The 26168-nt window shown below is 71.2% G+C and carries 25 protein-coding genes; 9 read left to right on the forward strand and 16 right to left on the reverse strand.

Annotated elements, in window-relative coordinates; translation table 11 throughout:
* Window positions 1-238: 238 nt before the first annotated feature.
* Window positions 239-1327 carry a class I SAM-dependent methyltransferase gene (locus H181DRAFT_RS03180; RefSeq protein ID WP_045862660.1) on the forward strand — a complete coding sequence of 363 codons (1089 nt, stop codon included), beginning with the start codon at window positions 239-241 and terminating at the stop codon, window positions 1325-1327.
* A 234-nt stretch (window positions 1328-1561) separates the two neighbouring features.
* On the opposite strand, the gene H181DRAFT_RS03185 is transcribed toward H181DRAFT_RS03180, so the two are convergent.
* From H181DRAFT_RS03185 to H181DRAFT_RS03200, 4 genes are all read right to left on the reverse strand, one after another.
* Window positions 1562-2467: a MauE/DoxX family redox-associated membrane protein gene (locus H181DRAFT_RS03185; RefSeq protein WP_045862661.1), complete on the reverse strand. Its 906-nt coding sequence runs from the start codon at window positions 2465-2467 to the stop codon at window positions 1562-1564.
* A 21-nt stretch (window positions 2468-2488) separates the two neighbouring features.
* Window positions 2489-3106 carry a hypothetical protein gene (locus tag H181DRAFT_RS03190; protein ID WP_045862662.1) on the reverse strand — a complete coding sequence of 206 codons (618 nt, stop codon included), beginning with the start codon at window positions 3104-3106 and terminating at the stop codon, window positions 2489-2491.
* A gap of 11 nt (window positions 3107-3117) precedes the next feature.
* Window positions 3118-3540 carry an RlpA-like double-psi beta-barrel domain-containing protein gene (locus H181DRAFT_RS03195; RefSeq protein WP_045862663.1) on the reverse strand — a complete coding sequence of 141 codons (423 nt, stop codon included), beginning with the start codon at window positions 3538-3540 and terminating at the stop codon, window positions 3118-3120.
* 236 nt (window positions 3541-3776) lie between these two features.
* A complete protein-coding gene (locus H181DRAFT_RS03200) occupies window positions 3777-5105 on the reverse strand; it encodes an MFS transporter (protein ID WP_045862664.1) in 1329 nt (442 codons plus the stop codon).
* A 389-nt stretch (window positions 5106-5494) separates the two neighbouring features.
* Here H181DRAFT_RS03200 and H181DRAFT_RS03205 point away from each other — a divergent pair, with 389 nt between their 5' ends.
* Window positions 5495-6349, forward strand: coding sequence for an endonuclease I family protein (locus H181DRAFT_RS03205; protein ID WP_045862665.1), 855 nt, complete (start codon window positions 5495-5497; stop codon window positions 6347-6349).
* A gap of 312 nt (window positions 6350-6661) precedes the next feature.
* Here H181DRAFT_RS03205 and H181DRAFT_RS03210 read toward each other — a convergent pair whose 3' ends face one another.
* The 3 genes from H181DRAFT_RS03210 to H181DRAFT_RS03220 form a co-directional block, all read right to left on the reverse strand.
* Window positions 6662-7219, reverse strand: coding sequence for an NlpC/P60 family protein (locus tag H181DRAFT_RS03210; protein ID WP_045862666.1), 558 nt, complete (start codon window positions 7217-7219; stop codon window positions 6662-6664).
* A 669-nt stretch (window positions 7220-7888) separates the two neighbouring features.
* Window positions 7889-8296, reverse strand: coding sequence for an STAS domain-containing protein (locus H181DRAFT_RS03215; RefSeq protein ID WP_158715410.1), 408 nt, complete (start codon window positions 8294-8296; stop codon window positions 7889-7891).
* Between the two features lie 47 nt (window positions 8297-8343).
* Window positions 8344-8724, reverse strand: a complete 381-nt coding sequence (locus tag H181DRAFT_RS03220) for an ATP-binding protein (RefSeq protein ID WP_052708433.1) — start codon at window positions 8722-8724, stop codon at window positions 8344-8346.
* Between the two features lie 379 nt (window positions 8725-9103).
* On the opposite strand from H181DRAFT_RS03220, the gene H181DRAFT_RS03225 reads away from it, so the two are divergent.
* Window positions 9104-9994: an RNA polymerase sigma factor SigF gene (locus tag H181DRAFT_RS03225; RefSeq protein ID WP_078895458.1), complete on the forward strand. Its 891-nt coding sequence runs from the start codon at window positions 9104-9106 to the stop codon at window positions 9992-9994.
* A gap of 243 nt (window positions 9995-10237) precedes the next feature.
* On the opposite strand, the gene H181DRAFT_RS03230 is transcribed toward H181DRAFT_RS03225, so the two are convergent.
* From H181DRAFT_RS03230 to H181DRAFT_RS03245, 4 genes are all read right to left on the reverse strand, one after another.
* Window positions 10238-10411: a CsbD family protein gene (locus tag H181DRAFT_RS03230; RefSeq protein WP_074467689.1), complete on the reverse strand. Its 174-nt coding sequence runs from the start codon at window positions 10409-10411 to the stop codon at window positions 10238-10240.
* Between the two features lie 120 nt (window positions 10412-10531).
* Window positions 10532-11962, reverse strand: coding sequence for a tannase/feruloyl esterase family alpha/beta hydrolase (locus tag H181DRAFT_RS03235; RefSeq protein ID WP_045862667.1), 1431 nt, complete (start codon window positions 11960-11962; stop codon window positions 10532-10534).
* A 349-nt stretch (window positions 11963-12311) separates the two neighbouring features.
* Window positions 12312-13160, reverse strand: coding sequence for a SigB/SigF/SigG family RNA polymerase sigma factor (locus tag H181DRAFT_RS03240; RefSeq protein ID WP_052708434.1), 849 nt, complete (start codon window positions 13158-13160; stop codon window positions 12312-12314).
* Window positions 13161-13455: 295 nt separating this feature from the next.
* The gene (locus tag H181DRAFT_RS03245; RefSeq protein ID WP_045862668.1) at window positions 13456-14574 is read right to left on the reverse strand and encodes a ferritin-like domain-containing protein; all 1119 of its coding nucleotides are present in this window, start codon (window positions 14572-14574) and stop codon (window positions 13456-13458) included.
* A 237-nt stretch (window positions 14575-14811) separates the two neighbouring features.
* On the opposite strand from H181DRAFT_RS03245, the gene H181DRAFT_RS03250 reads away from it, so the two are divergent.
* From H181DRAFT_RS03250 to H181DRAFT_RS03275, 6 genes are all read left to right on the forward strand, one after another.
* The gene (locus tag H181DRAFT_RS03250) at window positions 14812-15765 is read left to right on the forward strand and encodes an AurF N-oxygenase family protein (protein ID WP_045862669.1); all 954 of its coding nucleotides are present in this window, start codon (window positions 14812-14814) and stop codon (window positions 15763-15765) included.
* Between the two features lie 102 nt (window positions 15766-15867).
* Window positions 15868-16701: a TetR/AcrR family transcriptional regulator gene (locus H181DRAFT_RS03255; RefSeq protein WP_045862670.1), complete on the forward strand. Its 834-nt coding sequence runs from the start codon at window positions 15868-15870 to the stop codon at window positions 16699-16701.
* A 76-nt stretch (window positions 16702-16777) separates the two neighbouring features.
* Window positions 16778-17254, forward strand: coding sequence for a redox-sensitive transcriptional activator SoxR (gene soxR / locus H181DRAFT_RS03260; protein ID WP_045862671.1), 477 nt, complete (start codon window positions 16778-16780; stop codon window positions 17252-17254).
* A gap of 14 nt (window positions 17255-17268) precedes the next feature.
* Window positions 17269-17532, forward strand: coding sequence for a hypothetical protein (locus H181DRAFT_RS03265; RefSeq protein WP_045862672.1), 264 nt, complete (start codon window positions 17269-17271; stop codon window positions 17530-17532).
* A gap of 196 nt (window positions 17533-17728) precedes the next feature.
* Window positions 17729-18592 carry a protein kinase domain-containing protein gene (locus H181DRAFT_RS03270; RefSeq protein ID WP_139131663.1) on the forward strand — a complete coding sequence of 288 codons (864 nt, stop codon included), beginning with the start codon at window positions 17729-17731 and terminating at the stop codon, window positions 18590-18592.
* Window positions 18593-18806: 214 nt separating this feature from the next.
* Window positions 18807-19934, forward strand: coding sequence for a C40 family peptidase (locus H181DRAFT_RS03275; protein WP_052708436.1), 1128 nt, complete (start codon window positions 18807-18809; stop codon window positions 19932-19934).
* A 208-nt stretch (window positions 19935-20142) separates the two neighbouring features.
* On the opposite strand, the gene H181DRAFT_RS03280 is transcribed toward H181DRAFT_RS03275, so the two are convergent.
* From H181DRAFT_RS03280 to H181DRAFT_RS03300, 5 genes are read right to left on the reverse strand one after another with little or no spacing between them, the layout of a single operon-like run.
* Entirely contained in the window at window positions 20143-21399 is a 1257-nt protein-coding gene (locus H181DRAFT_RS03280; RefSeq protein WP_045862673.1) for a styrene monooxygenase/indole monooxygenase family protein, read from the reverse strand.
* A gap of 53 nt (window positions 21400-21452) precedes the next feature.
* Window positions 21453-22076: a GTP-binding protein gene (locus H181DRAFT_RS03285; protein WP_045863030.1), complete on the reverse strand. Its 624-nt coding sequence runs from the start codon at window positions 22074-22076 to the stop codon at window positions 21453-21455.
* Between the two features lie 7 nt (window positions 22077-22083).
* On the reverse strand, window positions 22084-22470 hold the full coding sequence (locus H181DRAFT_RS03290) for a DUF742 domain-containing protein (protein ID WP_254666680.1): 387 nt from the start codon (window positions 22468-22470) through the stop codon (window positions 22084-22086).
* A 23-nt stretch (window positions 22471-22493) separates the two neighbouring features.
* Entirely contained in the window at window positions 22494-23078 is a 585-nt protein-coding gene (locus tag H181DRAFT_RS03295) for a roadblock/LC7 domain-containing protein (RefSeq protein WP_045862675.1), read from the reverse strand.
* Window positions 23075-25999 (reverse strand): sensor histidine kinase, encoded by a 2925-nt coding sequence (locus tag H181DRAFT_RS03300; protein ID WP_045862676.1) that lies wholly within the window; start codon window positions 25997-25999, stop codon window positions 23075-23077. Before H181DRAFT_RS03300 ends, H181DRAFT_RS03295 begins: the two co-directional genes overlap by 4 nt.
* Between the last annotated feature and the right edge of the window lie 169 nt (window positions 26000-26168).

A 26168-nucleotide genomic window follows, 5' to 3' on the forward strand; every position in this document is an offset into this window, starting at 1 on the left:
GGTTCCACTCGGGAATTCACGCGACCCCGCTCGGCGCCGCCCCGGGACGAAGCGCTCGAACCCCCAGGACAGATCGCCCGATAGACCCCCGAAACGGCACCCCTCCGTGCCCGCGCGATAACCGTCGGCGACCCCGGAGAACTGTGTACGGATCACGGGCAGAAAAATGTCCGCGGCACTATTCGCGTCCGCTCTCCGGATGGCACTGTGACCCGAAAGCCGTCCGGAGAGGTGCCTTATGGTCTCTGCCAAACGGGCCGCAGCCCGTGCCGTCTACGGATCGCGATACGACAGCGTGCCCTGGGCACAGCGCGTCTACATCAGGCCCGGGGAGCGGGCGGTCAGAGAACTGCAATGGCGGCTGAAGCTCCGCACCTCACCGGTGATGTCCCTCGACGAGTACAGCTCCCGCGTCGAACTCGGCGCGATAGAGGAGTTCATCGCCTGCCACATGTGCGGGGAGTCGCGTCAGCAGCCGCTCCACATGCCGTCCAAGACGAAGAAGGACGGTACGACGGCGTGGAGTTACCGCGTGGTGCGCTGCCCGTCGTGCGGCTTCCTCTACCGCAACCCCAACATCCTTCCCGAGCGCCTCGGCGACCTCTACTCGAAGAACTACAGCCGCTTCCTCACCGGCGACTACGCCGCGAACAGGCAGCGCCGCTACCGGCAGGCCATGGACGCCTTCCACCCTGTCTTCGCGGAGGGCGGCGGGCGCAGGCTGCTCGACTTCGGCTGCGGCGCGGGGTACTTCCTGGAGCTGGCCGAGCAGCGCGGCTTCGACGCGTGCGGCGTCGACCTCTCCCCCGACTCCGTGAAGGAGGCGAACGAGCGTCTGACGTCGGCCGCCGCCCACTTCGGCGCGCCCGAGGAGGTGCCCGAGATCGCCGCGGGCGGCTTCGACGTGGTCACTCTGTGGTCGGTGCTCGCCCATCTCCCCCGTCCCGTCGAGGACTTCCGGAAGTTCCGCGAACTGCTCGGCCCGGGCGGTGTGTTGATGATCCTCACCGTCAACGCCCAGTCGCTGCTGCTGAAGGCGTACGGCTCCGGCTGGAACGGCTTCACCCGCAACCATCTGATGTTCTACTCGCGCGAGACGCTTCCGCTGCTGCTGCGCCAGGCCGGGTTCGCGGGTGTGGCCTTCGCGCCCTTCTACGGCGACACCGTGGAGGCGGGCACCACGCGGCTCGGCCCCAGGCACAGCCGGCGCCTGAAACGCGGGGTCGACGCCTCGGACGGCGGCAACATGATGCGTGCGCTGGCCTTCGCCGACGAGAAGGCGATCGAGCGGTGGGGGGACGAGCTCTCCGTGCACCGCGTGGACTGAGCTTTCCCGCATACGCCGGGGGCGGGATCCGCGAGCAGGCCGGACCGCGCGGACGCCGTCCGCGGGGCGGCCGGGCCGGGGGGCGGCAGGGCCGGGGGGCGGCAGGGCCGGGGGGCGGGAGGGCCGGACCCCGAGGTGTTCCGGGGCCCGTCCCTCCCGCGTCCGTCAGCGCCTCCCTCAGTTCGCCTGCTTCAGTTCGCCTGCTTCAGTTCGCCTCCGCTCAGCCCGCCTCCGTCAGCCGGCGACCGGCAACGCGTCGCGTGGACGCACAGCCGCCAGGTCGACGCCCACGGGTTCCCCCGTGTCCGCGTCGACGACGCTCACCCGGGCCGCGGGGGCTCCCGCCGTGTCACGGCTGGCCGTCGCGTCCAGCGCGAACACGACGGACACCGGACGCGCCTCGCCGTCCTCGTCCACGTACAGCCCCGAGTAGAGGAGGAACCGCCAGCCCGCCTCGTCCCAGTGGTCGAGTAGCCCCGAGCGGACCACTGGTGAAGCGGCCTGCCAGGCAAGGGAGTTCTCCAGCAACTGCACGGTGGCGGCCACCGGCACCTGCTTGCCGCCCGCGGTACCGCCCGCCAGCGGATGCCCGAAGAGGCGCATCCGCGTGCGGCGCAGCGGCAGCAGCCACCACCGTTCGAGGTCGGCGGAGAGCGCCGTCAGGAGCAAGCCCCCGGCGGCCAGTACGGCCGCCGAAGCGGCGGGCCGCTCCCCCGCCGTCGTCCACCACGCGGCGGGTGCCGTGGCGGCGGCGGCTCCGCCCGCGAGCACGAGGCCGGCGCGTGCGAACGCCCGCCACGTCACCGGCGCCGAGTCGTTCGCCGTGCATCCGCACGAGGACTCCGGCGCGATCACCCGTGCCCGGCCCAGGTAGCCCAGGAAGCAGGCGCCCAGCAGGGCCGTCGCCACCCCGGGCAGCGGACTGCGGGGTGCCCCGAGCAGCCCTGCCGCGAGCAGGAGTTCGACGAGGCCCGTGGTCCGCAGCACGAGGACGGCCCGTTCGCTGCTGCTCAGCATCCGGGCGAGCGCGGTCTTGGGCGCCTGCCGTGCGGCGCCGGAACCGAAGAGCTTCAACGCGCCCGTCCAGCCGAGCAGTACGGCCAGGGCGACGGGGGCGAGGCTCGATGTCGTCGAGAGCATCTCTTCTTCTCCCGCCGCCCGTCAGTGCCCGACCGAGACCCGTACGACGTCCACCGAGTTGTCGGACGGCCGCCACGCGCCGAGCACTTGGGCGCTCTGCCCGATGCGCAGCCGCGACAGGTCGGAGCTCGGCGCGCGGCCCGCGTAGGAGGCGCTGGTGTCCGCGATGACGTTGCCGGTGATCTCGTGGTTGCCGTGCGCGAGGTGCAGCCGCTGCTTCTCGATGCCGCGGATGGTGGTGTGGATGTTGACGATGTTCACCCACACCGCGTCGGCGGCGACGGTGCCGTCCGGCATCTTCACTCCGCGCGCGTAGAGTCCGTCGCCGACCTCGATCACCTTGGCCGTGGTGGGGCGGACCTTCCACACGCTCGTCGCGTTGGTCATCTGCACGCGGGAGCGGTCGCCGTACGATCCGGCGACTTCCAGCACGCTGCCGCTGATGGCGGTGATCCTGCCCTCCACGAACTCGGACTTGCTGATCGCCGGGTCCAGCGAGGGCTGCTGGGCGGCGAAGGCGGCGTCGGCGTCGATACCGCCGAGGGCGGTCGCTCCGACGATGGTGGCGCCGCCGAGGGCGGCACGGGCGAGGAGACGCCGGCGGTCGATGCCACCGCCGCTGGCCTGGTGTGCGGTCATCTCGGTTCCCCTCACTCGTAGATGTAGACCGGCAGCATGCCGGAGCTCAGGTCGCCGAGCGCCGAGTAGGCGGCAGGCGTCAGGTCGAGGACGCGGTTGGTGCGGCACTGGCCGTTGCAGCAGGCGGCCTCGCCGCACCACTCCTTCGTGCGGGGGCCGCAGTCGGTGATCGTGATGCAGACGGTGGCGCCGGAGCACTGGTGCTTGACGTTCATCACCGATCCGCAGCCGCGTCTCGGGATGTTCTCGCCGCACAGGTCGGGACGGGTGATGTCCCAGCAGGCCTGTGAGGCGTTGGGCCAGGCGCCGTGGTTGGCGCTGGACTGGCAGTTGCCGCACGCGCCGCCTCCGGCGCCGGTGCAGGGTCCCCATGCGTTGCCGCAGCAGAACCAGCTCGTCTCCCCGGCCCAGAGGCTGGTCGATCCGCAAGCCATGGTGCTGTCCCTCTCTGTGAATTTGACAAAGACATGACATGCACATGTGCCGACGTGGGCCCCGTTTCCGTGCGTGAGGGTGGGGCCCAGGCGGCGGGTGGTGATGGCCTTGCTGGCGGAGCGGTCCAATGATGCGCGTGTGTACGCCTGTTGGCCAGAGTGTCCGTCCACCGTCTGTGGTCGGCCCAATGACGGAAGGGAGCCGCGCGCCCTCCCGTGCGGCGGGCAACCGGACGCTACGCGGCGCGGTAGCGCCGCAGCGCCGGCGTCGCCAGCGCCAGGACCGCCATGGCGACGACGACGAGCACGCCGCCCCCGGTGACCGCCGTCCGCGCGCCCAGCACGGAGCCCGCGGTGCCGTGGAGGAGGTCCGCGACGCGGGGGCCGCCCGCCACCACCACGGTGAAGACGCCCTGCATGCGGCCCCTCATCTCGTCCGTGGCCACCGACTGGAGGATCGCCCCGCGGAAGACCATCGAGACCATGTCGGCCACGCCGCCCAGCGCCAGGAAGGCCACCGCCCACCACAGGCCGCCGCTCAGCCCCGATCCCGCGACGGCCGCCCCCCACGCGATGACCGCGCCGATGACCATCAGCCCGTGCCGGCGCACCCGGGAGAACGTCCCCGAGAGCAGACCGCCCGCGACCGCGCCCAGCGGTATCGCCGCGAAGAGCAGACCGAGGGCGAACCCCTCGCCCCATGCCCCGTAGGTGGTGGCCGCGAGTTGAGGGAAGAGCGCACGGGGCATGCCGAGGACCATGGCGACGATGTCGGCGAGGAAGGACAGCAGGAGCACCTGGTGCGCGGCGATGTAGCGGAAACCCGCCGCCACTTCGCGCAGACCCGCACGCCGGCGCGCCCCCGCGCCCTGGCCCGGGGAGCCGAGCGGCGGCAGCGGGGGCAGCCGCCATACGGCGACGAGGGCGGCGCACAGGGCCAGGGCGTCGATGAGGTACAGCTCGGGCAGGCCGATCAGCGGGATGAGCGCGCCTGCCAGCAGCGGGCCGAACACCATGCCCGTGGCGGACACCGTCGAGACGAGGGCGTTGGCGGCGGGCAGTTGGGAAGTGGGCACGAGCCGGGCGACCGAGGCGCTGCGCGTGGGGGCGTTGATGCCGAAGCACGCCTGCTGCGCCGCCAGCAGCACCATCAGCAGCACCACCGACCGCGCCCCCGCCGCGGCCTGGATCCAGAAGAGCAGGGACGTCGCGGCGATGCCCGCGTTGGTCGCCAGCAGCAGCTTGCGCCTGTCCACGCTGTCGGCGACGGCGCCGCCCCACAGCGCGAACACCACGAGCGGCACGAGGCCGGCGAGGCTGGAGTAGCCGACCCACGCGGAGGAGCCGGTGACGTCGTAGACCTGCTTGGGCACCGCGACCGCCGTGAGCTGGCTCCCGACCGCCGTGACCGTGGTCGAGGACCAGAGACGCCGGAAGCCGGGTGACCGGAGGGGGCGGGTGTCCATCAGCAGCCGCCGCCAGCCCGTCCGTGGCGCTGCCTCCGGCTCCGTCCCCGCGGGCCTCTCCGCTCCCGCGCTCTTCTCGGCGGGTTCGGCACCGTGCACGGCAACTCCGGTTCGTCGTACATCGATTGGCGGAGCCAGTATCGCCCGCAGGGCCAGCGGGCGACGGGCGAGGTCCGCTGTTCGAGACGGTGAACGGGTCTTGCGCACTGAACATCCGGACGGAACACGGGAGACGGGAGACGGCCCGATACGCCCGGAAGGCCAACGCGCCCTGGATCGCCGGGGATTCAGCGGGTGAGCCCGGAGTCGCCCTGGGTGACCGCGCAGGCGTCTTCACATTACCCACACGTAACAATTTCCCATCTGGCACTCACGGTGTTCGAGGCGATGGAAGGCTTCGCAACGGCCGACCACCCATCGGCCGGTGCCGCGCTGCGACCCCCACACTGCGCGCGCGGCGCCACATCCTCGGGGAGAGGACGTCAAAAGTGGATTCCACCCGCTCCGTCGCCCGCCGCAGAACGCTCACCGCGCTCGCGGGCACCGCAGTGATAGCCGTGGCCGTGCAGATACCTGCGACGGCCGGAACCCCCACAGTCTCGGAGTCCCGTTCGGGCAGCTCCTCCGCCGCACAGCCTTTCAGCGCGGCAGCCGACGATGAGTACTACAAGGACGCCGAAGGCAAGACCGGCGAAGAGCTCAAGACGGCCCTGAACAAGATCATCAGCACCGACGCGACCGCCATCTCCTACGACGAGGTGTGGGACGCTCTGAAGGAGACGGACAAGGACCCGGACAACGCGGGCAACGTCATCCTCCTCTACTCGGGCGTCTCCTCCCCCGCCGACAACAACGGCGGCGGCGAGGACCAGTGGAACCGCGAGCACACATGGGCGAAGTCGCACGGCGACTTCGGCACCGCCACCGGCCCCGGCACCGACGTCCACCACCTGCGTCCCACGAACGTCAAGGTGAACAGCACCCGCGGCAGCAAGGACTTCGACGAGGGCGGCGAAGAGGTCGAGGGAGCTCCCGGCAACTTCACCGACGGGGACTCCTTCGAGCCCCGCGACGAGGTCAAGGGCGACGTCGCCCGCATGATCCTCTACATGGACGTGCGCTACGAGGGCACGGACGACTTCCCGGACCTGGAAGCCAACGACGAGGTCGAGAACGGCTCCCAGCCCCTCCACGGCAAGCTCTCCGTCCTCAAGAAGTGGAACGAGGCGGACCCGCCCAGCGACTTCGAGAAGAACCGCAACGAGGTCATCTTCGAGAAGGTCCAGCACAACAGGAACCCGTTCATCGACCACCCCGAATGGGTCAACGAGATCTACAAGTAGAAATCGCGGCAGGCTCGTCCTGCCGCAGCTGTGCGCACAGCGCGACGAACACGGACGCCCTCGCCCCGAATTCGGGGTGAGGGCGTCTTTCCGCTGTCCCCGGTCATTGCGGACGAATAGGCTCGGCCGCCTTCCCCCGGGGCGGGCCACGACGTCACGCGCATTGTCACCGCCGTCCGGGCAGCGCAATGCCCTCGTCCCCGGAGAACTGGGGACGAGGGCATCCGCGGTCAGCGCGCCGGCTCCGCGCTGACCCGTCGACTGAGCCCGGCCGCTACCGCCGAGAGGCCGGTGCGGCCAAGGGGGATGGGCTCAGTACTTCTTGGGACGGTACGCGTCGTACTCGTCGTTGCCGAGACCGTAACTGCGGGTGCTGTGGTCGGTGCCGTGTCCACCGCGCTGCTCGTAGGCCCTGTAGGACTTCTTGGCGGAGCTGGTCCACTTCTCGAAGATGACGACGTGACGGGTGGTGTTGCTGCCCTTCGCGTCGATGATGAGGTCGCCCTTCTTGAGCTGCGACATCTTGATCTTCGTCGTGAAGCTGGAGGAGGCCAGGCCCACCGTGTTCGTGCCCGGCTTGCCGTACTTGAGCGCCATGCTCACGTAGCCGGAGCAGTCGGTGCGGTAACCGCCGAAGGTCTTGCTCTGGCTGTAGGGCACCTGGTGGCCGTTCACGGCCGTCAGCCACGTCTTGGCACGCTTGATCACCGTGTCGCGGCTGATCGATGCCTTCGTGTCGGCGTCACTGCTGACGGTCTTCTTCGCCTGCGGCTGCTCCGTCGAGTCCCCCGCGATGGCGGAAGGCGCGAAAGGCGCGAGCACCGCGGCACCGGCGACTATCGGCAGAACAGTGCGCGTAATGCGCTTCATAATTCTCCCCGTGCATTCTAGAAGTTTCCCCTGGGGGCGGGCTGTCGGGTACTCCGTACGGAATGAGCGGTCGTAATTCTCCGTACGGGAACGGGGTGCAACCTGCTTTTTCTCCCGACGGCCGGGAACGTTAAGGGGATTTCGTCGCGGCCGTCAAGGCTTCCTGGGAACCGGTCCCGTCCAATTCCTCTCGCGGGGACCGGAATTCGGGGCACGCCGGTACGTCCTTCCGGCATGCCCCGAACCGGCTCCGGCGTGGGGCGTGCGCCGCGGCCGGTTTCCGTGTCCGGAGCGTGTGTGAAGTCGGGCCTCGCTCTGGGGTCGGGGGTGGGGGGTGGCAGTGGGGGGTCATGAGCACGTCACGATCATGCACGCGTCACGCCTGGTCGCACATACTTCCCTGCACCCCCAGGCGGCGCATGAGTACATGTACTCAGATCGAGCGAGGTAACGGCGCGGGCCCACCGCTCACCGGGACCCCCCTACCGCATGCCTCGGGGCACCACGAGACGGACCGGACCGACGGGCTGACGCCGCGTCAGCGCAGGCCACGGGCACGACGTCACGTCAGCCCGGGAGCGCGGGCGTCACGCCTGGAACGGAGAGGACCGCCGTCGCCGCGGGCGACGGCGGTCCGGCGTCGTGCGGCCTGCCGGTACTCAGACGTTGTCAAGGGCGGGCGCGGCCCGCGGCTTCGAGCGCGGCAGCCGCGGAGTCGTGCAGATTCAGCACGCTCTCGATGCCGGTGATCTCGAACAGCCGCCTGACGACCGGCTGCAGCGGGCCGCCCAGATACAGCTTGGTGCGCGCGTGGGTGCGCAGGAGCATGTTCAGCGCCGAGGAGTCGGCGAACGTCACCCCGGAGAGGTCGATCACCAAACCGCCGGACTGCGCCGCGAGCGCGGCCTCCAGCACAGGGACGATCTCCTCGACGACATCGAGGTCCAGGTCGCCGGAGAGGGTGAGCAGCTCCGTGCCGTCACGCCTCTCCCGGGACACGGGAGAGGGGGCGTCGTCCGCTCCGCTCTCGCGCTGCTTCGGCTCGGGCTCTCTGCTCGCATCGTCACCGGTCGTCACAGCGTCATACATTGTCATATGCGAGGGCCCCCAGGGGGCAGGATCCGTCAGGTTCCGGACACGGACATGGCCGGATGCAGCCACTGCGCGCGCATCGTCTTCCCGCCCGCGACGGCCACCACTTCCAGCGAGTCGGCGCACTGTTCGGCGATCCGCAGGCCCCAGCCGCCGCTGCCGTCGAGCCGGCCCTGGCGCCAGCGGGGCGGCGCGGGATCGCTGTCGGTGACGTCCACCCGCACGCGGTGCCGCTCCGTCTGGACGCGCAGGGACCACCGCCCCCGGGCGTGCCGCTCGGCGTTGGTCACCAGTTCGGACACGACCAGGAGGACCCCGGCGAGATCCACCCAGGAAGAGCTGCGTACGAGATGGTTCTCGACGGCCCTCCTCACGTCGCCGATGTCCTCGCAGTTCGAATCCAGGAGAAGCACTTCACGCTCCCCGTCGCCTGTAGCCGTGGCAATTCGCCCCGATGACACAGGCGTCACCTCCACTCCCGGTTCAGGTGACCGTCTCGTCGACCCGTCGCCCGCTTCACGCACACCGTTCCCCAGCGGGCAGCGCACGCCTCGCCGCGGGGTGCGTTCTCAGCATGTCCGGTACTCCTCGGCTCGCATCTCTCACGTTCGTTTCATGCGCTTGCCCGGTGACAGTCACGCCATGCCGAACCCGCACGGATGTCGCGAATGAATGCCCGCATTGCGTTACAAAACGGACAAGAACCAAGACTGGTACGCGTGTTCAGCATCATGCTGGGTACGCGGTCAACCCGACCGGTTGTTCCAACGAGGTGAAGGGCAGGTCCCAGCGATGACTTCCGCCACGCCGACCGTAGCGACAGCGGAGAATGCCACGGCCGAGGTGACCGTCCCGGAGGGACGGGCAGTTGAGGAGGCCTCGGTCCAGCTGCCCACGATCGACGAGCCGGAGAACCTCGCCCCGGAGGACGCACGCCAGTTGTCGAAGACCCTCTTCGACAGGCTCAACGTGCTGGAGGAGGGGACGCACGAGTACCAGTACGTGCGCAACACCCTCATCGAGATCAACCTCACACTCGTCCGGTACTCCGCACGCCGCTTCCGTTCGCGGGGCGACGACATGGAGGACATCGTGCAGGTCGGCACGATCGGCCTGATCAAGGCGATCGACCGCTTCGACCTGTCGCGCGAGGTGGAGTTCACGACCTTCGCCATCCCCTACGTCGTCGGTGAGATCAAGCGCTTCTTCCGCGACACCACCTGGGACGTCCGCGTCCCGCGCCGTCTGCAGGAGATGCGGATGGACCTGGCGCGGGCCAACGACAAGCTCACCGCCAAGCTGGGCCGGTCCCCCCGCGTGAGCGAGCTGGCCGAACACCTCGGGGTGACCGAGGAGGAGGTCGTCGAGGGGCAGGTCGCCGCCAACGGCTACAACTCCTCCTCCCTCGACGCCACCGTCAACGACGAGGAGGGCGAGGCCTCGCTGGCCGACGTCCTGGGCGAACGCGACGGCGCCATGGACCTCGTCGAGGACTTCCACGCGCTCAAGCCGCTGCTCGCCCAACTCTCGGACCGGGACCGCAAGATCCTCGAGATGCGGTTCGGCGACGAGATGACGCAGGCGCAGATCGGCGAGCATCTCGGCCTCTCGCAGATGCACGTGTCACGGCTGCTCAGCCGCAGCCTCTCGGCACTCCGTGAAGGCATGCTCGCCGGCAGCTGAGGCAGCCTGAAGCCGTAGCCGAGCCCCGCTCCCGCCGACGGGAGCGGGGCTCGGACCTGCCGCGCCGCTGTCCGGACCCGGGAGTCCGGCCCCGGAAGTCCGGACAGCGGGGCTGAGCACCGCGCACACAGAACACGCACGGAACACAGAAGACGGAACACAGAAGGAGGCCCGTGACGGTGAATCCGTCACGGGCCTCCTTCCATGCTCTGGGGAACCCGTCCTGGACGGGGGGGTCCGCCGTCAGTGCCGGAAGGCGTCCTTCGCCTTCTCCGCCGCGTGCCGGGCGTCGCCCTTCGACTGCTCGGCACGGCCTTCGGCTTCGAGCCTCTCGTCACCGAGCGTGCGGCCCACGGTCTCCTTGACCTTCCCCTTGATCTGGTCGGCCTTGGCCTTGTTCTTCTTCTCCGCGCTCACGGGTGACTCCTCCTTAAGGGAGCTCTACTCCGACTCGCCCACCGGGTGCCCGCCGCCCCTGGCGCAAAACGTCGCGAGCCGGCCCGCGGAACCGCCGACGGCCGTGCCGCGGGCGCGAGTTCACCGCAGCGGGCAGTCCGCCAGCAGCTCGTCCGGCGAGGCGTCCCGGGGCCTTTCGACGGTACGGCTGGCCGGCGGCTGCTTCCCGTCGCCGATCCAGTCCTCGAGCGCGGTGAACGCCGAGCGGTGGCAGGGCGTGAGGGGGCGGAGCTCGTCGGGGAACTCGTCCGCCAGCGAGTCGACGTGGTTGCCGTCCTCGACGCGGTAGTAGCGGAAGAGCTTCTCCCGCCCGGCGTCGCGCACCATGCGGGCGTAGACGTCGGAGTCCTTCCCGATGGGCAGCAGCGTGTCGCGAGTGCCGTGCAGCGTGACGAGGGGCTTGCCGATCCTGCCGGTCAGCCCAACCTTCGCTGCGGCGTCGTGGACGCCGGCCGGCCGCGAGCCGTACTCGTAGTCGGCGTCGCAGGGCGGCCCGCCCGGCGTGCCGGGAGCGCAGAACGGGGTGCCTGCCTCCGTGCCGCCGTCGAAGAGTGGGTCGATCTCCTCGCGGTAGATCCGCTGGGTGAGGTCCCAGTAGTTCTCGTAGAAGTACGGCCACAGGAACTCGGTGCCGCGCGGGAACCCCGCCTCGTGCATCTTCCGGCGGGCCTCGTCCGCGCCGGGCCCGCCCTGTGCGTAGGCCGGGTAGTGGCGCAGTGCGGGCGGCAGGAAGGTGAGGAGGTTCGGCCCCTTGCCGTCGGCCCGCCACAGCGTCCCTTCCCAGTCGACGCCGCCGTCGTAGAGCTCCGGGTGGTTCTCGAGCTGCCAGCGCACGAGGTAGCCGCCGTTCGACATGCCCGTGGCCAGAGTGCGGGCGGGCGGCCGCCGGTAGTGGCGCGCGACGGTCTCGCGCGCGGCACGCGTCAGCTGGGTGACGCGCCGGTTCCACTCGACGACGGCGTCGCCGGGACGGCGGCCGTCGCGGTGGAAGCCGGTGCCGGTGTTGCCCTTGTCCGTCGCGGCGAAGGCGTAGCCCCGCTTCAGGGCCCAGTCGCCGATCGCCCGGTCGTTGGCGTACTGCTCGCGGTTGCCGGGCGAGCCGGTCACCACCAGACCGCCGTTCCAGCGGGCGGGCAGCCGGAGCACGAACTGGGAGTCGTGGGCCCAGCCGTGGTTGGTGTTGGTGGTGGAGGAGTCGGGGAAGTAGCCGTCGATCTGGAGACCCGGCACCCCGCGCGGCGTGGGCAGCTTCGCGGGGGTGAGCCCGGCCCAGTCGGCGGGGTCGGTGTGGCCGCTCGCGACCGTTCCGGCCGTCGTCAACTCCTCCAGGCAGGCTGCCTGTTGGTGTGCCGCGCCGGGTACGCGCGGGACGTCCGTACGAGCGCAGCCGCGGTCTCCCTGCTGAGCGGCGGCGGCGCCGGCCGGCGCGGGGAGGGAGAGCACCGCCAGGGTGAGGGCGGTGAGCGTGGCGAGGCGGTACGGGCGTCGTGCGCTGCTGTGGGCCCGTGTCATCCGGGAGCCTCCGTGGCGGGGTCGAGGGTCGGGAGAGGACAGACGCGACTGACCCCGCACGGTGCGACGCGCAGGGTGAGGGCAGGCTACGAGCGCCGGTGCGCGCCCCACACGTCGCCGTCCGACACCTTCGGCGCCGCCGGCATGGTGCCGAGCGACATGGTCCGGCGGCAGCCCGGCGCCCCCACCCGCACCGACTCCCCACTCCCCTTCCGCAGACGCCCCTCCGCCCCTCCGCAGACATCCCCGCAGACACCCCGGCAGACATACGGAGCCCGCGCGCCGCACCGGCGCACGGGCTCCGCGGAGACGGGGCCGCTCCGGACGGGGCCCCTCCGGACCGCCGTCCCTAGACCGTCATCGGGGTCCGCTCGGCCGAGGAGGACTCGTGGGCACGCGCCACCTCCGCCTCCACCTCCCGGTGCAGCCGCTCGCAGGTGCGGCTGATGAGGCGCGAGACGTGCATCTGGGAGATGCCGAGCTGCTCGGCGATGCTGCTCTGGGTCATGTCGCAGAAGAAGCGCAGATAGAGGATGTAGCGCTCCCGCTCGGGGAGGTTGCGCAGCTGCGGTTTGACGGCTTCCCGGTACGTGACGCGGTCGAAGCCCGGCTCGGTGGCGCCGAGGGTGTCGAGCAGGGAGTAGCCGTCCTCGTTCTTGGACAGCTCGGCGTCCAGCGACAGGGCGCTGTAACTCTCCAGCGCCTCCATGCCGACGACGACGTCCTCCTGGCTCAGTCCGCTGTGCTCGGCGATCTGCGCGACCGTGGGCGAGCGGTCGTCGAGGGTGACGCCCAGCTCCCGGCTGCTGGCCCGGACCCGGTTCCGCAGCTCCTGCACCCGGCGCGGGACGTGCAGGTCCCACATGTAGTCGCGGAAGTGCCGCTTGATCTCGCCCACGATCGTGGGGACGGCGAAGCTCTCGAAGGCGCAGCCGCGCGCCGGGTCGTAGCGGGCCACGGCCTTGACCAGACCGAGCGCGGCGACCTGCTGCAGGTCCTCGAGATTCTCACCGCGGTTGCGGAAGCGCTGGGCGAGCCTGTCGGCCATGGGCATCCAGGCGCGCACGACCTCCTGGCGCAGCGCCTCCTTCTCGGGCCCGTCGGGCAGTGACGTGATGCGCTCGAAGTGGGCCGCGGTGTCGGGTGCATCGTCATGCGGGTGGCGTGCGTGCTTCGCACGGAAACGAACGGCTGACATGACCTGCTGCCTCCCGGTGCACGGTGATCTTGGGTAGCGCATCACCACGGGAGTGGACACAGCGATCAAGCGCGGCGGCGCCGACCGCCCTCCCGCAGCTGTGCCTACTGGCCGAAGCACAGGGTGCCCAAAAAGCACCCAAAGAGTATTCAAATCGTCTGTTACTCCCGATCCCCTTCAAACTACGTCCAGGAGGAGCGAAGTGCCACACGTAGGCCCCGGTACGCAGTGATGCGTCCGGGGCCTCTGGTGCAAGCGGCTCTCAGCGCCGCCGAGTTGGCGGCCGGCAGCCGGTTCAGGTCTCCGATTCCACCCGCTTGCCCTGGGCAATCGCCTCATCGACCTCGGCGGTCCGCTCGGCCTCCTCCGCCGCGAAGCGCTCCGCGTCGAGCTTCTCCGCGATCTCCTCGTCCTGGGCCATGAGCAGGTCGAGGTTCTGGTCGCCCATCTCGAAGACGCCCATGTCCACGTACGCCCGCTGCAGCCGCTCGCCCCACAGCCCGATGTCGCGCACGCAGGGCACGATGCGGCTGAAGAGGAGCCGCCGGAAGAGCTTGAGGAAGTCCGACTGCTCGCTGAAGGTCTCGGCCTCCGCGCGCGGGACGCCGAAGTTCTCCAGCACCTCCACGCCCTTGAGGCGGTCCCGCATCAGGTAGCAGCCCTCGATGACGAACTCCTCCCGCTCCCGCAGCTCGGCCTCGGTGAGCTGCTTGTAGTAGTCCCGCAGCGCCATGCGGCCGAAGGCGACGTGCCGGGCCTCGTCCTGCATGACGTAGGCGAGGATCTGCTTGGGGAGCGGCTTGGTCGTGGTGTCGCGGATCATGCCGAAGGCGGCGAGGGCCAGCCCTTCGATGAGGACCTGCATGCCGAGGTAGGGCATGTCCCAGCGGGAGTCGCGGAGGGTGTCGCCCAGCAGCGCCTGCAGGTTGTCGTTGATCGGGTAGACCATCCCGATCTTCTCGTGCAGGAAGCGCCCGTAGATCTCCGCGTGCCGGGCCTCGTCCATGGTCTGCGTCGCGGAGTAGAACTTCGCGTCCAGGTCGGGAACGGACTCGACGATCCTCGCGGCGCAGACCATGGCGCCCTGCTCGCCGTGGAGGAACTGGCTGAACTGCCAGGACGCGTAGTGCTGCCGCAGGTCGGCGCGCTCCGCGTCGTTCATCTTGTCCCAGTAGGACGTGCCGTAGAGCGAGATGACCTCGTCCGGGGTGCCGAGCGGGTCCTTGGGGTCGACCTCGAGGTCCCAGTCGATGCGCAGCTGCCCGTCCCACTGCTTGTCCTTGCCCTTCTGGTAGAGGGCGAGGAGGCGGTCACGGCCGTCGTCGTAGTCCCAGCTGAATCTGGCGGATCCCGAGGCGGGCACCTCCCAGTCCTCGGCTCCGGGGCTGCGTACGTAGAGGTCGTGCGTGGACATGGACGCCTCCTCCTGCCGACCGGCGGGTCCCGGGGGCCCATGGCCCCTCGGGCACGGTATTCGCAGGCTCACACGCCTGTTACCGCCGGGTCAACAAAGACGGCGCAATGTACGCACAGAGGGGCGCAATGTACGCACAGGGGATTGACTCCAGGGGATTGACTGGCTTACTGACAGGCAGTCTCATAAGAGGACGGCTGACGTAACCTTCGGTAACCCGATGAAGAGGTGCCCCGCATGACGATCACTCCAGGGACGGCCGCCGACGAGCACGCGCCGGAAGCGCTCCGGGACGCCCTCGGCCTGCTCAAGGACCGCGAGCAGGTCGCGGAGCGCCTGCTCAGCTCGTCCAGGAAGCACTCGTTCGACCCCGACACCGAACTCGACTGGGACGCCCCGCTCGAAGAAGGCAAGTGGTTCTGGCCGCCGGAGCTCGTCTCGCTCTACGGGACCCCCATGTGGAAGCGGATGTCCGAGGAGCAGCGCCTGGACCTCTCCCGGCACGAGGCCGCCTCGCTGGCCTCGCTCGGCATCTGGTTCGAGATCATCCTCATGCAGCTCCTCGTCCGCCACATCTACGACAAGTCGCTGACCAGCAACCACGTGCGGTACGCGCTGACGGAGATAGAGGACGAGTGCCGCCACTCGAAGATGTTCGCCCGCCTGATCGGCAAGAGCGGCGCCCCCGCCTACCGCGTCTCCCGCCTGCACCACAACCTGGCCCGGCTGCTGAAGACGGTCTCGACGACCCCCGGCTCCTTCACCGCCACGCTCCTCGGCGAGGAGATCCTCGACTGGATGCAGCGGCTCACCTTCCCCGACGAGCGCATCCAGCCGCTGGTCCGCGGCGTCACCCGCATCCACGTCGTCGAAGAGGCGCGGCACGTCCGGTACGCGCGTGAGGAGCTGCGCCGTCAGATGGTCCAGTGCCCGCGCTGGGAGGCGGAGCTGACGCGCATCAGCTCGGGCGAGGCCGCCCGCGTCTTCTCCCTCTCCTTCATCAACCCCGAGGTCTACACCAACGTCGGCCTGGACAAGCGGGAAGCGCTCGCCCAGGTCAAGGCCAGCGGCCACCGCCGCGAGGTGATGCAGACCGGCGCCCGCAGGCTCACCGACTTCCTCGACGAGATCGGCATCATGCGGGGCGTCGGACGCAGGCTGTGGGTCAGCTCCGGGCTCCTCGCCGAGTAGGCGCGGCGGCCCCGGAGCCGTCCCGCCGTCCGTACGGGGCCGGGCCGCCGCCGCTGCCCGGCCCCCGGCCTCCGCCCGCACGGCGGGAGCTACGCTCGTTGGATGAGCAGCAGCGGCACCGCCCCGGCGTATCGCAGACTCACCGTCGACCAGCGGCGTTCGCAGCTGATCTCCACGGCCCTCGGCCTCTTCGCGCACAATCCGCCCGAGGACGTCTCGCTCGACGACGTCGCGGCCCGTGCCGGCGTCTCGCGGCCGCTCGTCTACCGCTACTTCCCGGGCGGCAAGCAGCAGCTCTACGAGGCGGCCCTGCGCAGCGCCGCCGACGAGCTGGAGCAGTGCTTCGCCGAGGAGCAGACGGGCCCGCTCACGAGCCGTCTCACCCGCGCCCTGGACCGCTACCTCGCCTTCGTCGACGAGCACGACGCGGGCTTCATGGCGCTGCTGCAGGGCGGCAGCGTCGTACAGACCTCCCGCACCCACGCGATCGTCGACGAGGTGCGGCGTGCCGCGGCGGACCAGATCCTCTTCCACCTCGGCTTCCGCGCGGAGGACCCCGCCCCGGGCGGCGCCGGCGCGGCGGGCCCGGGAACCGGCGCCCCGGAACCGGACGCGGGCCCGGACGCGGAACCGGGTGTCCCCGCCCCCGGCCGCCCGGCCGGGCCCCGGCTGCGCATGACGGTGAGCACCTGGATCACCGTCGTCGAGGCCGCGTCGCTGATCTGGCTGGACGAGGGGAAGCAGCCTCCCGTCGACGAGCTGCGCGACTGGCTCCTCGACCACTTCGTCGCCCTGCTGATGGCCTCCGCCACCCGCGACGCCGAGACCGCGGGCATCGTGCGGCGCGCCTTGGACCTGGAGGAACGCGACGGCCCCGTAGGGGAGTTGGCGCGCCGCATGCTGCCCGTGGTCACCGACAAGGCGCACCTGCTGTGACGCGGCCTCCCGGCCGGCGGCCGGGACGAGCCCCCGTCGACTTAAAGCGAACTTGAAGCCCGCGTAGGCTGGTCCCATGTCCACCCATCTGTCCTGGCAGGCCAAGGAGGCGACCGTCGGCGAACTCGCCGAGCGGGCAGGCGTGGCGACGTCCGCGCTGCGCTTCTACGAGCGAGAGGGCCTGATCCACAGCCGCCGCACCTCCGGCAACCAGCGCCGCTACAGCCGTGACACCCTCCGCCGCGTCGCGTTCATCCGCGCGTCCCAGCGGCTGGGCATTCCCCTGGCCGCCATCCGCTCCGCACTCGCCCTGCTCCCCGACAACCGCACGCCCACCCGGGAGGACTGGGCGCGGGTCTCCGAGTGCTGGCGGGAGGACCTCAACCAGCGCATCAAGCTCATGACGCAGCTGCGCGACCACCTCACCGAGTGCATCGGCTGCGGCTGCCTCTCGCTGAGCCACTGCGCGCTGGCGAACCCCTACGACAAGCTCGGCGAAGAGGGCCCCGGCGCGCGTTCGCTGGCACGCCCCTGCTGCGACGGCGACGACTGAGAAGCGAGAGCACTGTGCGAAGCGAGGAGACGATCTTCGTCGGCGGGCCGATGGACGGCCGCGTGCTGCCCGTCCTGGTCGGCGCGAACGGACGGCCGCCGAAGACGTACGAGGTGCCCGTCCCCTCCGAGGAAACCGGCGGCGGGACTGTGCACGTGTACCGCCTCGAACCCGCCGCCCACACGCCCCGGCTGCGGCTGCCGCGGGGCTGGCGCTACGTCCACGAACCCGGCGCACGCCCGCGCGGTAAGCTCAAGTGGCCCTGGAGCCGCACCTGAACGCACCGAGCACGGGCGGGCGGCGGCGTCGGGAGCGGGCATCAGAGCCGGAGGCGGACGGGCCCGGCACTCCCCACAGAAGGAACATCTGTGCGTTCGGTGACAATTTCCGGGCTCCACGTGAAGTTTGCGAAGAACTGCACAGCTTCTGTCCCGCCTATCCCCTTGAACACGCTGTGCGCCTAGTCTGCTACGCGTGATCCAAGGGATGACCGGCCTGCGCAGCACAGACCCCCAGCAGTTGGGCCCGTACCGGCTGCACGGGGTGCTGGGCAGCGGCCGCATGGGGACCGTGTACCTCGGTCGCGGTGCGCCGAGGCGCGGTGCGCGCAAGCAACTGGTCGCCGTACGCACGCTGCGGCGGGAGCTGCTGCGCGACCGTCCGCTGCGCGCGAGGCTGCGGCAGGAGATGCAGACGGTCGAGATGGGCGTCCGCAGCGCCTACGTCGCCGACGCTGCCGGATGCGAACTGGACAGCGACCGGCCCTGGATAGCCGCGGCCTTCGTGCCGGGCGTCTCCCTGGAGGCCCTCGTCGCCCTCTACGGACCGCTCCACGAAGGCGCGGTACGCGCTCTCGGCGGTGCGCTCGCGCGGGCGTTGACGGCGCTGCACGCCGTGCAGGTCTCCCACCGCGACCTGGGCGCGCACAACGTGCTGCTCACCATGGACACTCCGCGCGTCGTCGACTACGGGCTGGCTCTGGGCCGCATGTCCGGCAGCGGCTCCGACGAACAGGCCGACGACGTCTTCGACCTCGCCGCCACCCTGGTCTTCGCCTCCAGCGGCCACCGGCCCTTCGCGGGGAACATGCTCCCGATGGCCAGGGAGGACCCGGATCTGACGGGCGTTCCGGACGGGCTCTGCCCCGCGCTGTTCGCCTGCCTGCACAAGACGCCCGAGTCCCGCCCGTCACCGAAGGTGCTGGCGCATGCGCTGGACCTCTCGGAGAGCGCCGAACAGCCCGCCGGGCAATGGCTTCCCGAGCCCTACGTGCTGGAGATCGAGGCGATGACGGAGGCCGCGAGACGCCTCACGTCGCGGCGCCTCTTCGGCCGCTGACCACCGCCGCGTGACGGAACTCGCCCGGCGGCGCCCCGCTCCGCCCGCACGCCCGGCGTGCCCCTGCCTGTCCGCCCGCCGGCGGCTCTGCCGCTCGGACGACGGCTCCGCACCCTTCGGGTGACGGACCCCCGTCCGGCGCCCGCAACCTCACCGGTAACGCCCTCCGACGTGCACGATCGCTCCGGTATCGAGTCAGATCGGAGGCGAGCCCGTGTCACATCCACCCCGTCTGCGCGCCGTCGGCGCCGGAACGCTGGCTGCCGCGGCCGTCGCGGCGCTCGCGTTCCAGCCGACGCCGAGCATCGCGGACCCTTCCGGCAAGCCCGTCAGCGAACTCCTGCGGGAACTGCAGGTCTTGTACGCGAAGACGGAGACCGCCACCGGCGCCTACCGGCGGACGGCCGCGAAGCTCGACCGGCAGCGTGAGCGGACCGAGGACGCCGAGACCGCGCTGGCGTCCGTACGCACCGCGCTCGCGCAGAGCCGGCGGGAGGCGGGGGAGCTGGCCCGACGGCAGTACCGGCGCGCCGACGTCGGGCTGCCCCCGCTCGTACAGCTCCTGTTGACCCGCGACCCGCGCGACGTGCTGGACGGCATGCACGTGGTCGGCCGTGTCGCGAGTCATCAAGCGCGAGTCGTGCGGCGGCTCGTGGACGGCGAGCACCACCACCGGGAGCTGGCCGCACGGGCCCGGGCGGCGCTGGTGAAGCAGAAGAAGCTGACCGACCGTCAGAGGAAGCAGCGGGACGAGGTGCGGCGCAGCCTGGACGACGTCGAGGGCATGCTCGCCTCGCTCTCGCCCGGAGAGCTGTCGCGGCTTCGCAACCTGGAGACGCCGCAGAACACCGTCGCTCGGTACTCGGTGATGTCCGCGGCCGCCGCACCCGCCGCGGCCGCCGCACCCGCCGCCGCGACGAAGCGCCGGATGCCGTCCTCGGCGGGCCGGCAGGCGGTGAAGTTCGCGCTGCGGCAGCTCGGCAAGCCCTACCGGTACGGAGCGGCGGGACCGAAGGCATTCGACTGCTCGGGCCTGACCTCCAAGGCGTGGCGCAAGGCGGGTCGGAACATCCCGCGCACCAGCCAGGGCCAGTGGAAGCAGCTCCACCGCGTCCCGACGAACAAGATGCGCCCCGGCGACCTCGTCGTCTACTACAGGAACGCCGGGCACGTCGCGCTCTACGTCGGCCGGGGCAAGGTCGTGCACGCGCCCCGGCCCGGCAGCGAGGTGAAGCTCGCACCCGTGCACAGCATGCGTCCCGTCCTCGGCGCCGTCCGGCCGGACTCCGGTGCGCGCCCGGTGAGCGGGTACAGCCTGTCGAAGCTGCTGCGGTCCATCTGACGGCGCGCCTTCGCGCCGCGCGGGCCGCGAGAAGCGGCCGCGCCCACGAACCGCGGGCGGGTTCCCCTTCCCCGTCCGCCTCCGTCCGCGGCCGGCCGCCCGGACGGACGAGGCGGCGGCCGCCGCGCCGGAGTGCTTCCGGTTCGCGGCGGCCGCCTTCCGTAGGTCACGGCCCGGCGGCCGCGCGGCACGGGAGAACCGGCGGCCGTCAGCCCCCGGTGACGCTGCGCAGGTACGCCTCGGTCTTCTCCGGCTCGTAGAAGTACTCCTCGAAGTCCGCCGGGTCGGCGAAGCCGTTGGCGAAGCGGTCCGCCACGGGCTGCAGCTCCCCGGCGGCGCCGATGAGGTTGAGGATGTGCTCGGGCGGCGGGGCCAGCATGGCGTTGGTCCACTTGGTGGTGTGCTGCACGAAGGCCCAGAAGCGGTCGAAGGTCTGCTGCATCCACGCCTCGTCGAAAGGCTCCTCGCCCCGCTCGAGGATCGCCGCCGTGTAGGCGGCCGCGCACTTGGACGCCGAGTTCGAGCCCTGGCCGGTGATGGGGTCGTTGGCGACGACCACGTCGGCGACGCCGAGCACCGAGCCGCCGCTGGGCAGCCGTCCGACGGGCTTGCGCACGGTGGGGGCGTAGCGGCCCGAGAGCGTGCCGTTGGCGTCGGTCAGCTCCACCTTCGTGGCCCGGGCGTACTCCCAGGGCGTGAACTCCTCCATCAGTTCGAGGGTCTTGGCGAGGTGCTCACCGGGGTCCTTGATGCCCTGGAAGACGTCGAGCGGACCGCCCGGGATGCCCTCCCAGAACAGGATGTCGCAGCGGCCGGACGTGGTCAGGCACGGCATCACGAACAGCTCGCCGACGCCCGGAACGAGGTTGCAACGCACCGCTTCGGTGTCGGGGTGCTCCGGGCGCTGCCCGAGGCCGTTGACGTAGCTGACAGCCAGGGCACGCTGCGGTGCGTCGTACGGGGAGCGCGACGCGTCGCGCTCGAACATCGACACCAGTTCGCCCTTGCCGGCCGCGACCAGGACGAGGTCGTACCTGCCGGCGAAGAAGTCCAGGTCGGAGACGGCCGCCCCATGGATGACGAGCTGCCCGCCGCGCTGGGCGAACGTCTCCATCCAGCCGGCCATCTTCACGCGCTGGTCGACGGACTGGGCGTAATTGTCCAGCATTCCCAGCCAGTTGATGGCGCGCTGGGTCTCGCCGGGCCCGTGCACGGACTCCGGGTCGGCCACGGAGACCCCCAGGCCCTCGACCTTCGGTGCCTGGCTCTCCCAGAAGTTCGCCTGGATGTCGCGCTCGTGCTGGAGGGCGTGGTCGAACTGCATCTGCGTCGACATGACACGGCCGCCGCGTATCTCCTCCGCCGTGCGGTTCGACATCACGGTGACCTCATAGCCGTGCGACTGCAGCCCGAGAGCGATCTGGAGCCCTGCCTGGCCGGCTCCGACGATGAGTATCTTGCGCATGGCGTCTCTCTTCTCCGTGCGTGTGTGCGTGCGTCCGTGCGTTCCCGCGCCACTCAGACGGGCGCGACGTCCAGGGCGTGACCGACCAGCGCCAGCAGCGACTTGACGACCGTCGCCCGCTCCCGCGCGTCCATGATCACCACGGGCACCCGGGCCGGGACCGACAGAGCCTCTCGCACGTCCTCCGCGGCGTAGGCGGTGGTCCCCTCGAAGTGGTTGACCGCCACCACGTACGGGACACCGCAGCTCTCGAAGTAGTCCAGGGCCGGGAAGCAGTCCTCCAGCCGGCGTGTGTCGGCCATGACGACGGCGCCGATCGCGCCTCGCACGAGGTCGTCCCACATGAACCAGAAGCGCTGCTGGCCCGGGGTCCCGAACAGGTAGAGGACCAGGTCGTCCTCCAGCGTGATCCGCCCGAAGTCCATCGCCACCGTCGTGGTGGTCTTCTCCGGGGTGGCGGCGAGATCGTCCGTCGCCTCGCTCGCCTGCGTCATCAGCGCCTCGGTCGTCAGCGGCTCGATCTCCGAGACCGACCCCACGAGTGTCGTCTTGCCGACGCCGAAGCCTCCCGCGACCACGATCTTGGTCGATATGGGGGCACGGGAGAGATCCTCCTGCCAGTCCTGTATCCCGGAAGAGTCGCGCGGAGCCTTCTGCCCCTCCCTCGCTCCTTCCACGACCGGCTCAGAGCCTGCGAAGTCCACCCAGCACCCTTTCCAGCAGCGCCCGGTCGGGACGGTCCGTGCCGTGCCCGGTGCCGTGTACGCGCACGCGTCCTTGATCGGCGAGGTCGCTGAGCAGCACCCGCACCACGCCCAGCGGCATCTTCAGAAGTGCGGCGATCTCCGCCACCGACCGCATGCGGCGGCAGAGTTCGACGATGGCCCGCATCTCCGGCATCACCCGGTCACGCAGACCGCCCGAGGTCAGCTCCGGGCGTTCCTCCGGCGCTTCGATGGCCGCGACGATCGTCTCGACGAGCAGCACATGGCCGAAGCGCGTACGGCCCCCTGTGAGGGTGTACGGACGTACGCGTTTGGATTTTCCGTTCTCGCCGCGCCTGGCGGGCAAGGGGGGCGGGGAAGCAGCAGGTGTCACTGGTCCAGCTCCATCGACGTGCGCAGTTCGTTGCGGAGTTCGGGGGTGAGGACGTGGCCGGCACGGCCGACGAACAGCGCCATGTGGTAGGCGATGACGCTCATGTCGCAGTCCGGTGTGGCGTGCACACCGAGCAGCGAACCGTCGCTGATCGACATCACGAAGAGCGAGCCCTCCTCCATGGCGATCATGGTCTGGCGGATCTCCCCGCCGTCCATCAGCTTCGAGGCGCCGAGTGTCAGCGAGCCGAGGCCCGAGACGATGGTGGCCAGGTCGGCGCTGGAGCCCTTCGGGCCCCCCTGCCCGCTCTCCTTGCGGACGGGCGGGGCCGCCCTGCCCGGGGGGTCCTCGCCGCCGTCCGCTGAGGGGCCGGGCTCCGCGGCCGCGCTCTCCGCGGCGCGCTCGGCGGCCTCTCCGGCCGCTTCGTTCAGCTTGGGGTCGGACGAGAGCAGCAGCAGCCCGTCCGAGGAGACGACGGCGACGGACAGGATGCCCGGCACCTCGTCGACAAGGTTGTCCAGCAGCCAGCGCAGATTGCGTGCCTGCCTGCTGCCGGTCGTGCGCGTGGTGGACGCGTTCACGTACGAGCCTCCTCGGCGGTGCCACCCTCAGCCTGCGCCCCCGATTGATCAGTCACATCCCTTTCAGCGCCGGTCTCAGCCGCCGCGTCACGGCGTCCGTGCTGAGCTCCCCGCTGGAACCCGCCCAGGCGCCTGCGCAGTTCGTCCGCGTTGGCGCTCTGGCTGCGCGGCTGCACGGGGCCGGTCTGGGCGGCCACCTGACGTGGGGTGCGCTTCGGCAGGCCCTTGTCGGTGACCTTCGGCTGCGGGGCCTCCGCCTCGGTCCCGGCGGGTTCCGCACCGGAGGCAGGGGTGCCGCCGGGTGCCGCGTCCTGCTGAACTTCCGTACCGCCCTGGGGAGTCGGCGCGGGCCCGGGCTCCGGGCTCACGTGCTCCGGACTCACGTGCTCCGGACTCTCGTGCTCCGGGCTCACGTGCTCCGGACTCTCGTGCTCCGGGCCGGGACGCGAGGCCTCCCCGGCGAATCCGTCGCCGGGTGCCCGGCCGTGCTGTTCGGGCACGGACTGCGGCCTGGGAGCGGCTTCCCCGGCGGGGGGTGCGGCCGGGCCGGGGGCCGGTGCCGAGGGCTGCCGCGTCTCACCGGCGCTCCTGACGGCCTCTTCGGCAGCGGTGACCAGCGGATCCCGCGGCGGCTCCGCTTCGCCGGGCGGACCGCCGGACGGCTCCCGCGCGGGCGGGCCGTGCTCCGCCTCGCCGGGGGCGTCGCCGCGGGCGGCGCCGGGGACGCGGCGGACGGGCAGCGCGTTGGAGTTGGCCTCGGCGACGGAGCCCGGCAGCGAGGGCGACGTACCGGCCTGGGCGCGCCTGTCGTCACCGGACGCCGTGCCGACGGGGCTCGGCCGGGACGGGAGCAGCGTGGCGGGCACCGCCACGATCGCCGCGATGCCGCCGTTCTTGCGTTCGCGCAGCTGCACGCGGAGGCCGTGCCTCGCCGCGAGACGTGCCACGACGTACAGCCCCATGCCGAGACCCGCCTCGGGCCCGCCGCCCTGCGCCTGCCGACCGGGCTCCTCCAGCGGCGGCGGCTGCTGGTCGTCGGGCGTGCTCAGGCGGGCGTTGAGAGCGGAGAGCTTCCTGCCGGTCACGCCGATGCCGTCGTCCTCGACCGAGAGCATGACCTCGCCGGTCTCCAGCAGCCAGCCGGAGAGCTGCACCTGGGCCTCCGGCGGGGAGAACGTGGCAGCGTTGTCGAGGAGTTCGGCGAGGAGGTGGCTCACGTCGTCGGCCGCGAAGCCGGAGACCTGGATGTGCGGAGGCAGCGAGCCGAGCTCCACCCGCTCGTAGCGCTCTATCTCGCTGATCGCGGCCCGCAGCACGTCCAGCAGCGGGACGGGGCCCGAATGGTGCGGCGTGACGTGTTCGGCCCCGGCCAGCAGCAGCAGGTTCTCGCTGTACCGGCGCATGCGGGTCGCGAGATGGTCGAGCTTGAAGAGGGTGCTCAGGCGCCCCGGGTCGCTCTCCTGGTCCTCCAGCCCCTCGATGACGCCGAGTTGGCGCTCGACGAGACCGAGGGTGCGCAGGGCCAGGTTCACGAAGGTGCCGTGCACGGCCCCCGACAGGGAGTCGATCTCCTCCTTGAGTGTCGCCGACTCGCCCCGCAGCCGGTCGCGTTCGGCCGTGAGGGCGTCCTTGGAGCGGACGAGGTAGGCGTTGTCCGCCTCCGCCTCGCCGGCGCGTTCGTGGCCGGCGACGACCGCGTCCCGGAGCTGGTTCAGCGCCTCGACGACCTCGGCGAACTCGTCGTTCCTGCCGCGGTAGGCGACCGCCTTCTCCCCCACCGGGTCGGTCGCGATCCGCCGCGACCCCCGCTTGAGCACGGACAGCGGCCGGGCCATCGAGCGCGCCGTCTGCACGCTGATGCCGACGGCGAGCAGCAGGCAGCCGGCGACGAAAGCGATGCGCAGCTCAAGGGCCGTCACGTCGTCGTCGCGGAGCTGCTCCAGCCGCCTCAGCTCCTCGGCGGCGAAAGACGAATGGACGCCACGCATGCTGTCGATGCGCGCGGAGAGCGCGGCGTCGGCGCGTTCGGCGTTCACCGCACGGTCGCGGGGGCCGAGGTACGGCTGGTCGGTGAGGCGGGCCAGGTACCGCTCGGCGAGCGTGACGTCGGCGCCCGTGACGGTCTTGGCGAACCTCTCGGACGCCTGCGTGCCCGCGGCGTCGCCGAAGTCTTCCAGGGCGGCCTGCTCCCGTACGTTCGCACGCTGCGCCTCGGCCATCAGGGCCCGCTGCGTCCCGTCGCCCGCGAAGGCGGCGCGCAGCAGGCCGCGCACGGCGGACGCCTGCTCGACGGCGCGGCCCAGGTCCGGCAGGGCGTGCGCGCCGCCGGTGGCGCCCGGCCCCGCGGAATCGCCCTGGGCGCGGGAGGGCAGGGCGCGGACGACGTCGAGGCTCACCTTCTGGAGCGCGCCGATCGTCCCGGAGTAGGCCTCGTAGATGTCCCGCGCGTCGCTCTGACCGGCCTGAGCGTCCTGGCGGATGCGCGAGAGCTTGTCGAGGGCGCTCTTGACCTTCGCCGGCGCGCTCCGCCTGATCTCGGTGACCTGGCGGTCGACGCGGGCGCGCTGCTCTTCGGTGACGCCCGCGCCGTCCCGGCTGGTGCGGCCCGCGGCGACGTACTCGACCATGCCGTCGCGTTCGTCGGCGAGGGCGTGCGCGAGGGCTACGGAGCGCTTGCCGAGCTCGGCCCGCTCCACCAGCTCCTGGGACTCGGAGAGGTTGTCGGTCCCGGTGAGCACCGCGGGCGTCCCGGCTCCGATGACGGCGAGGGAGCACAGTGCGACGCCGGCCAGCAGCCGGTTGCGTACCCGCGAGCGGCGCCCCGGGGCCGAAGGCCGGGAGCCGGAGGCCGTCTCCGGGCTCGCGGTCTGGGCCGGGGACCCACCTGGTCCGGCCGGTTTCCGCTGTAGCTTCGTCCGCACCCGTACTCGCAATCTCGTCGGGGCCTCCCCCTGGCAAGCCAGGGTGGCGCATTCCAACCTCTTGTCGCAGGAGTGGACTTCGCCCCCCGTGCGCCCCCGGCCCCCGGCCCCCGCCCGACCCTATTCAGCACGGATCGGGAGGCGGACCGCGATCTCCTGCCGGGCCACC

Origin of the sequence: Streptomyces sp. WMMB 714 (genome assembly GCF_900090125.1) — a bacterium.
In the GTDB taxonomy this organism is placed as follows: Bacteria; Actinomycetota; Actinomycetes; order Streptomycetales; family Streptomycetaceae; genus Streptomyces; species Streptomyces daqingensis.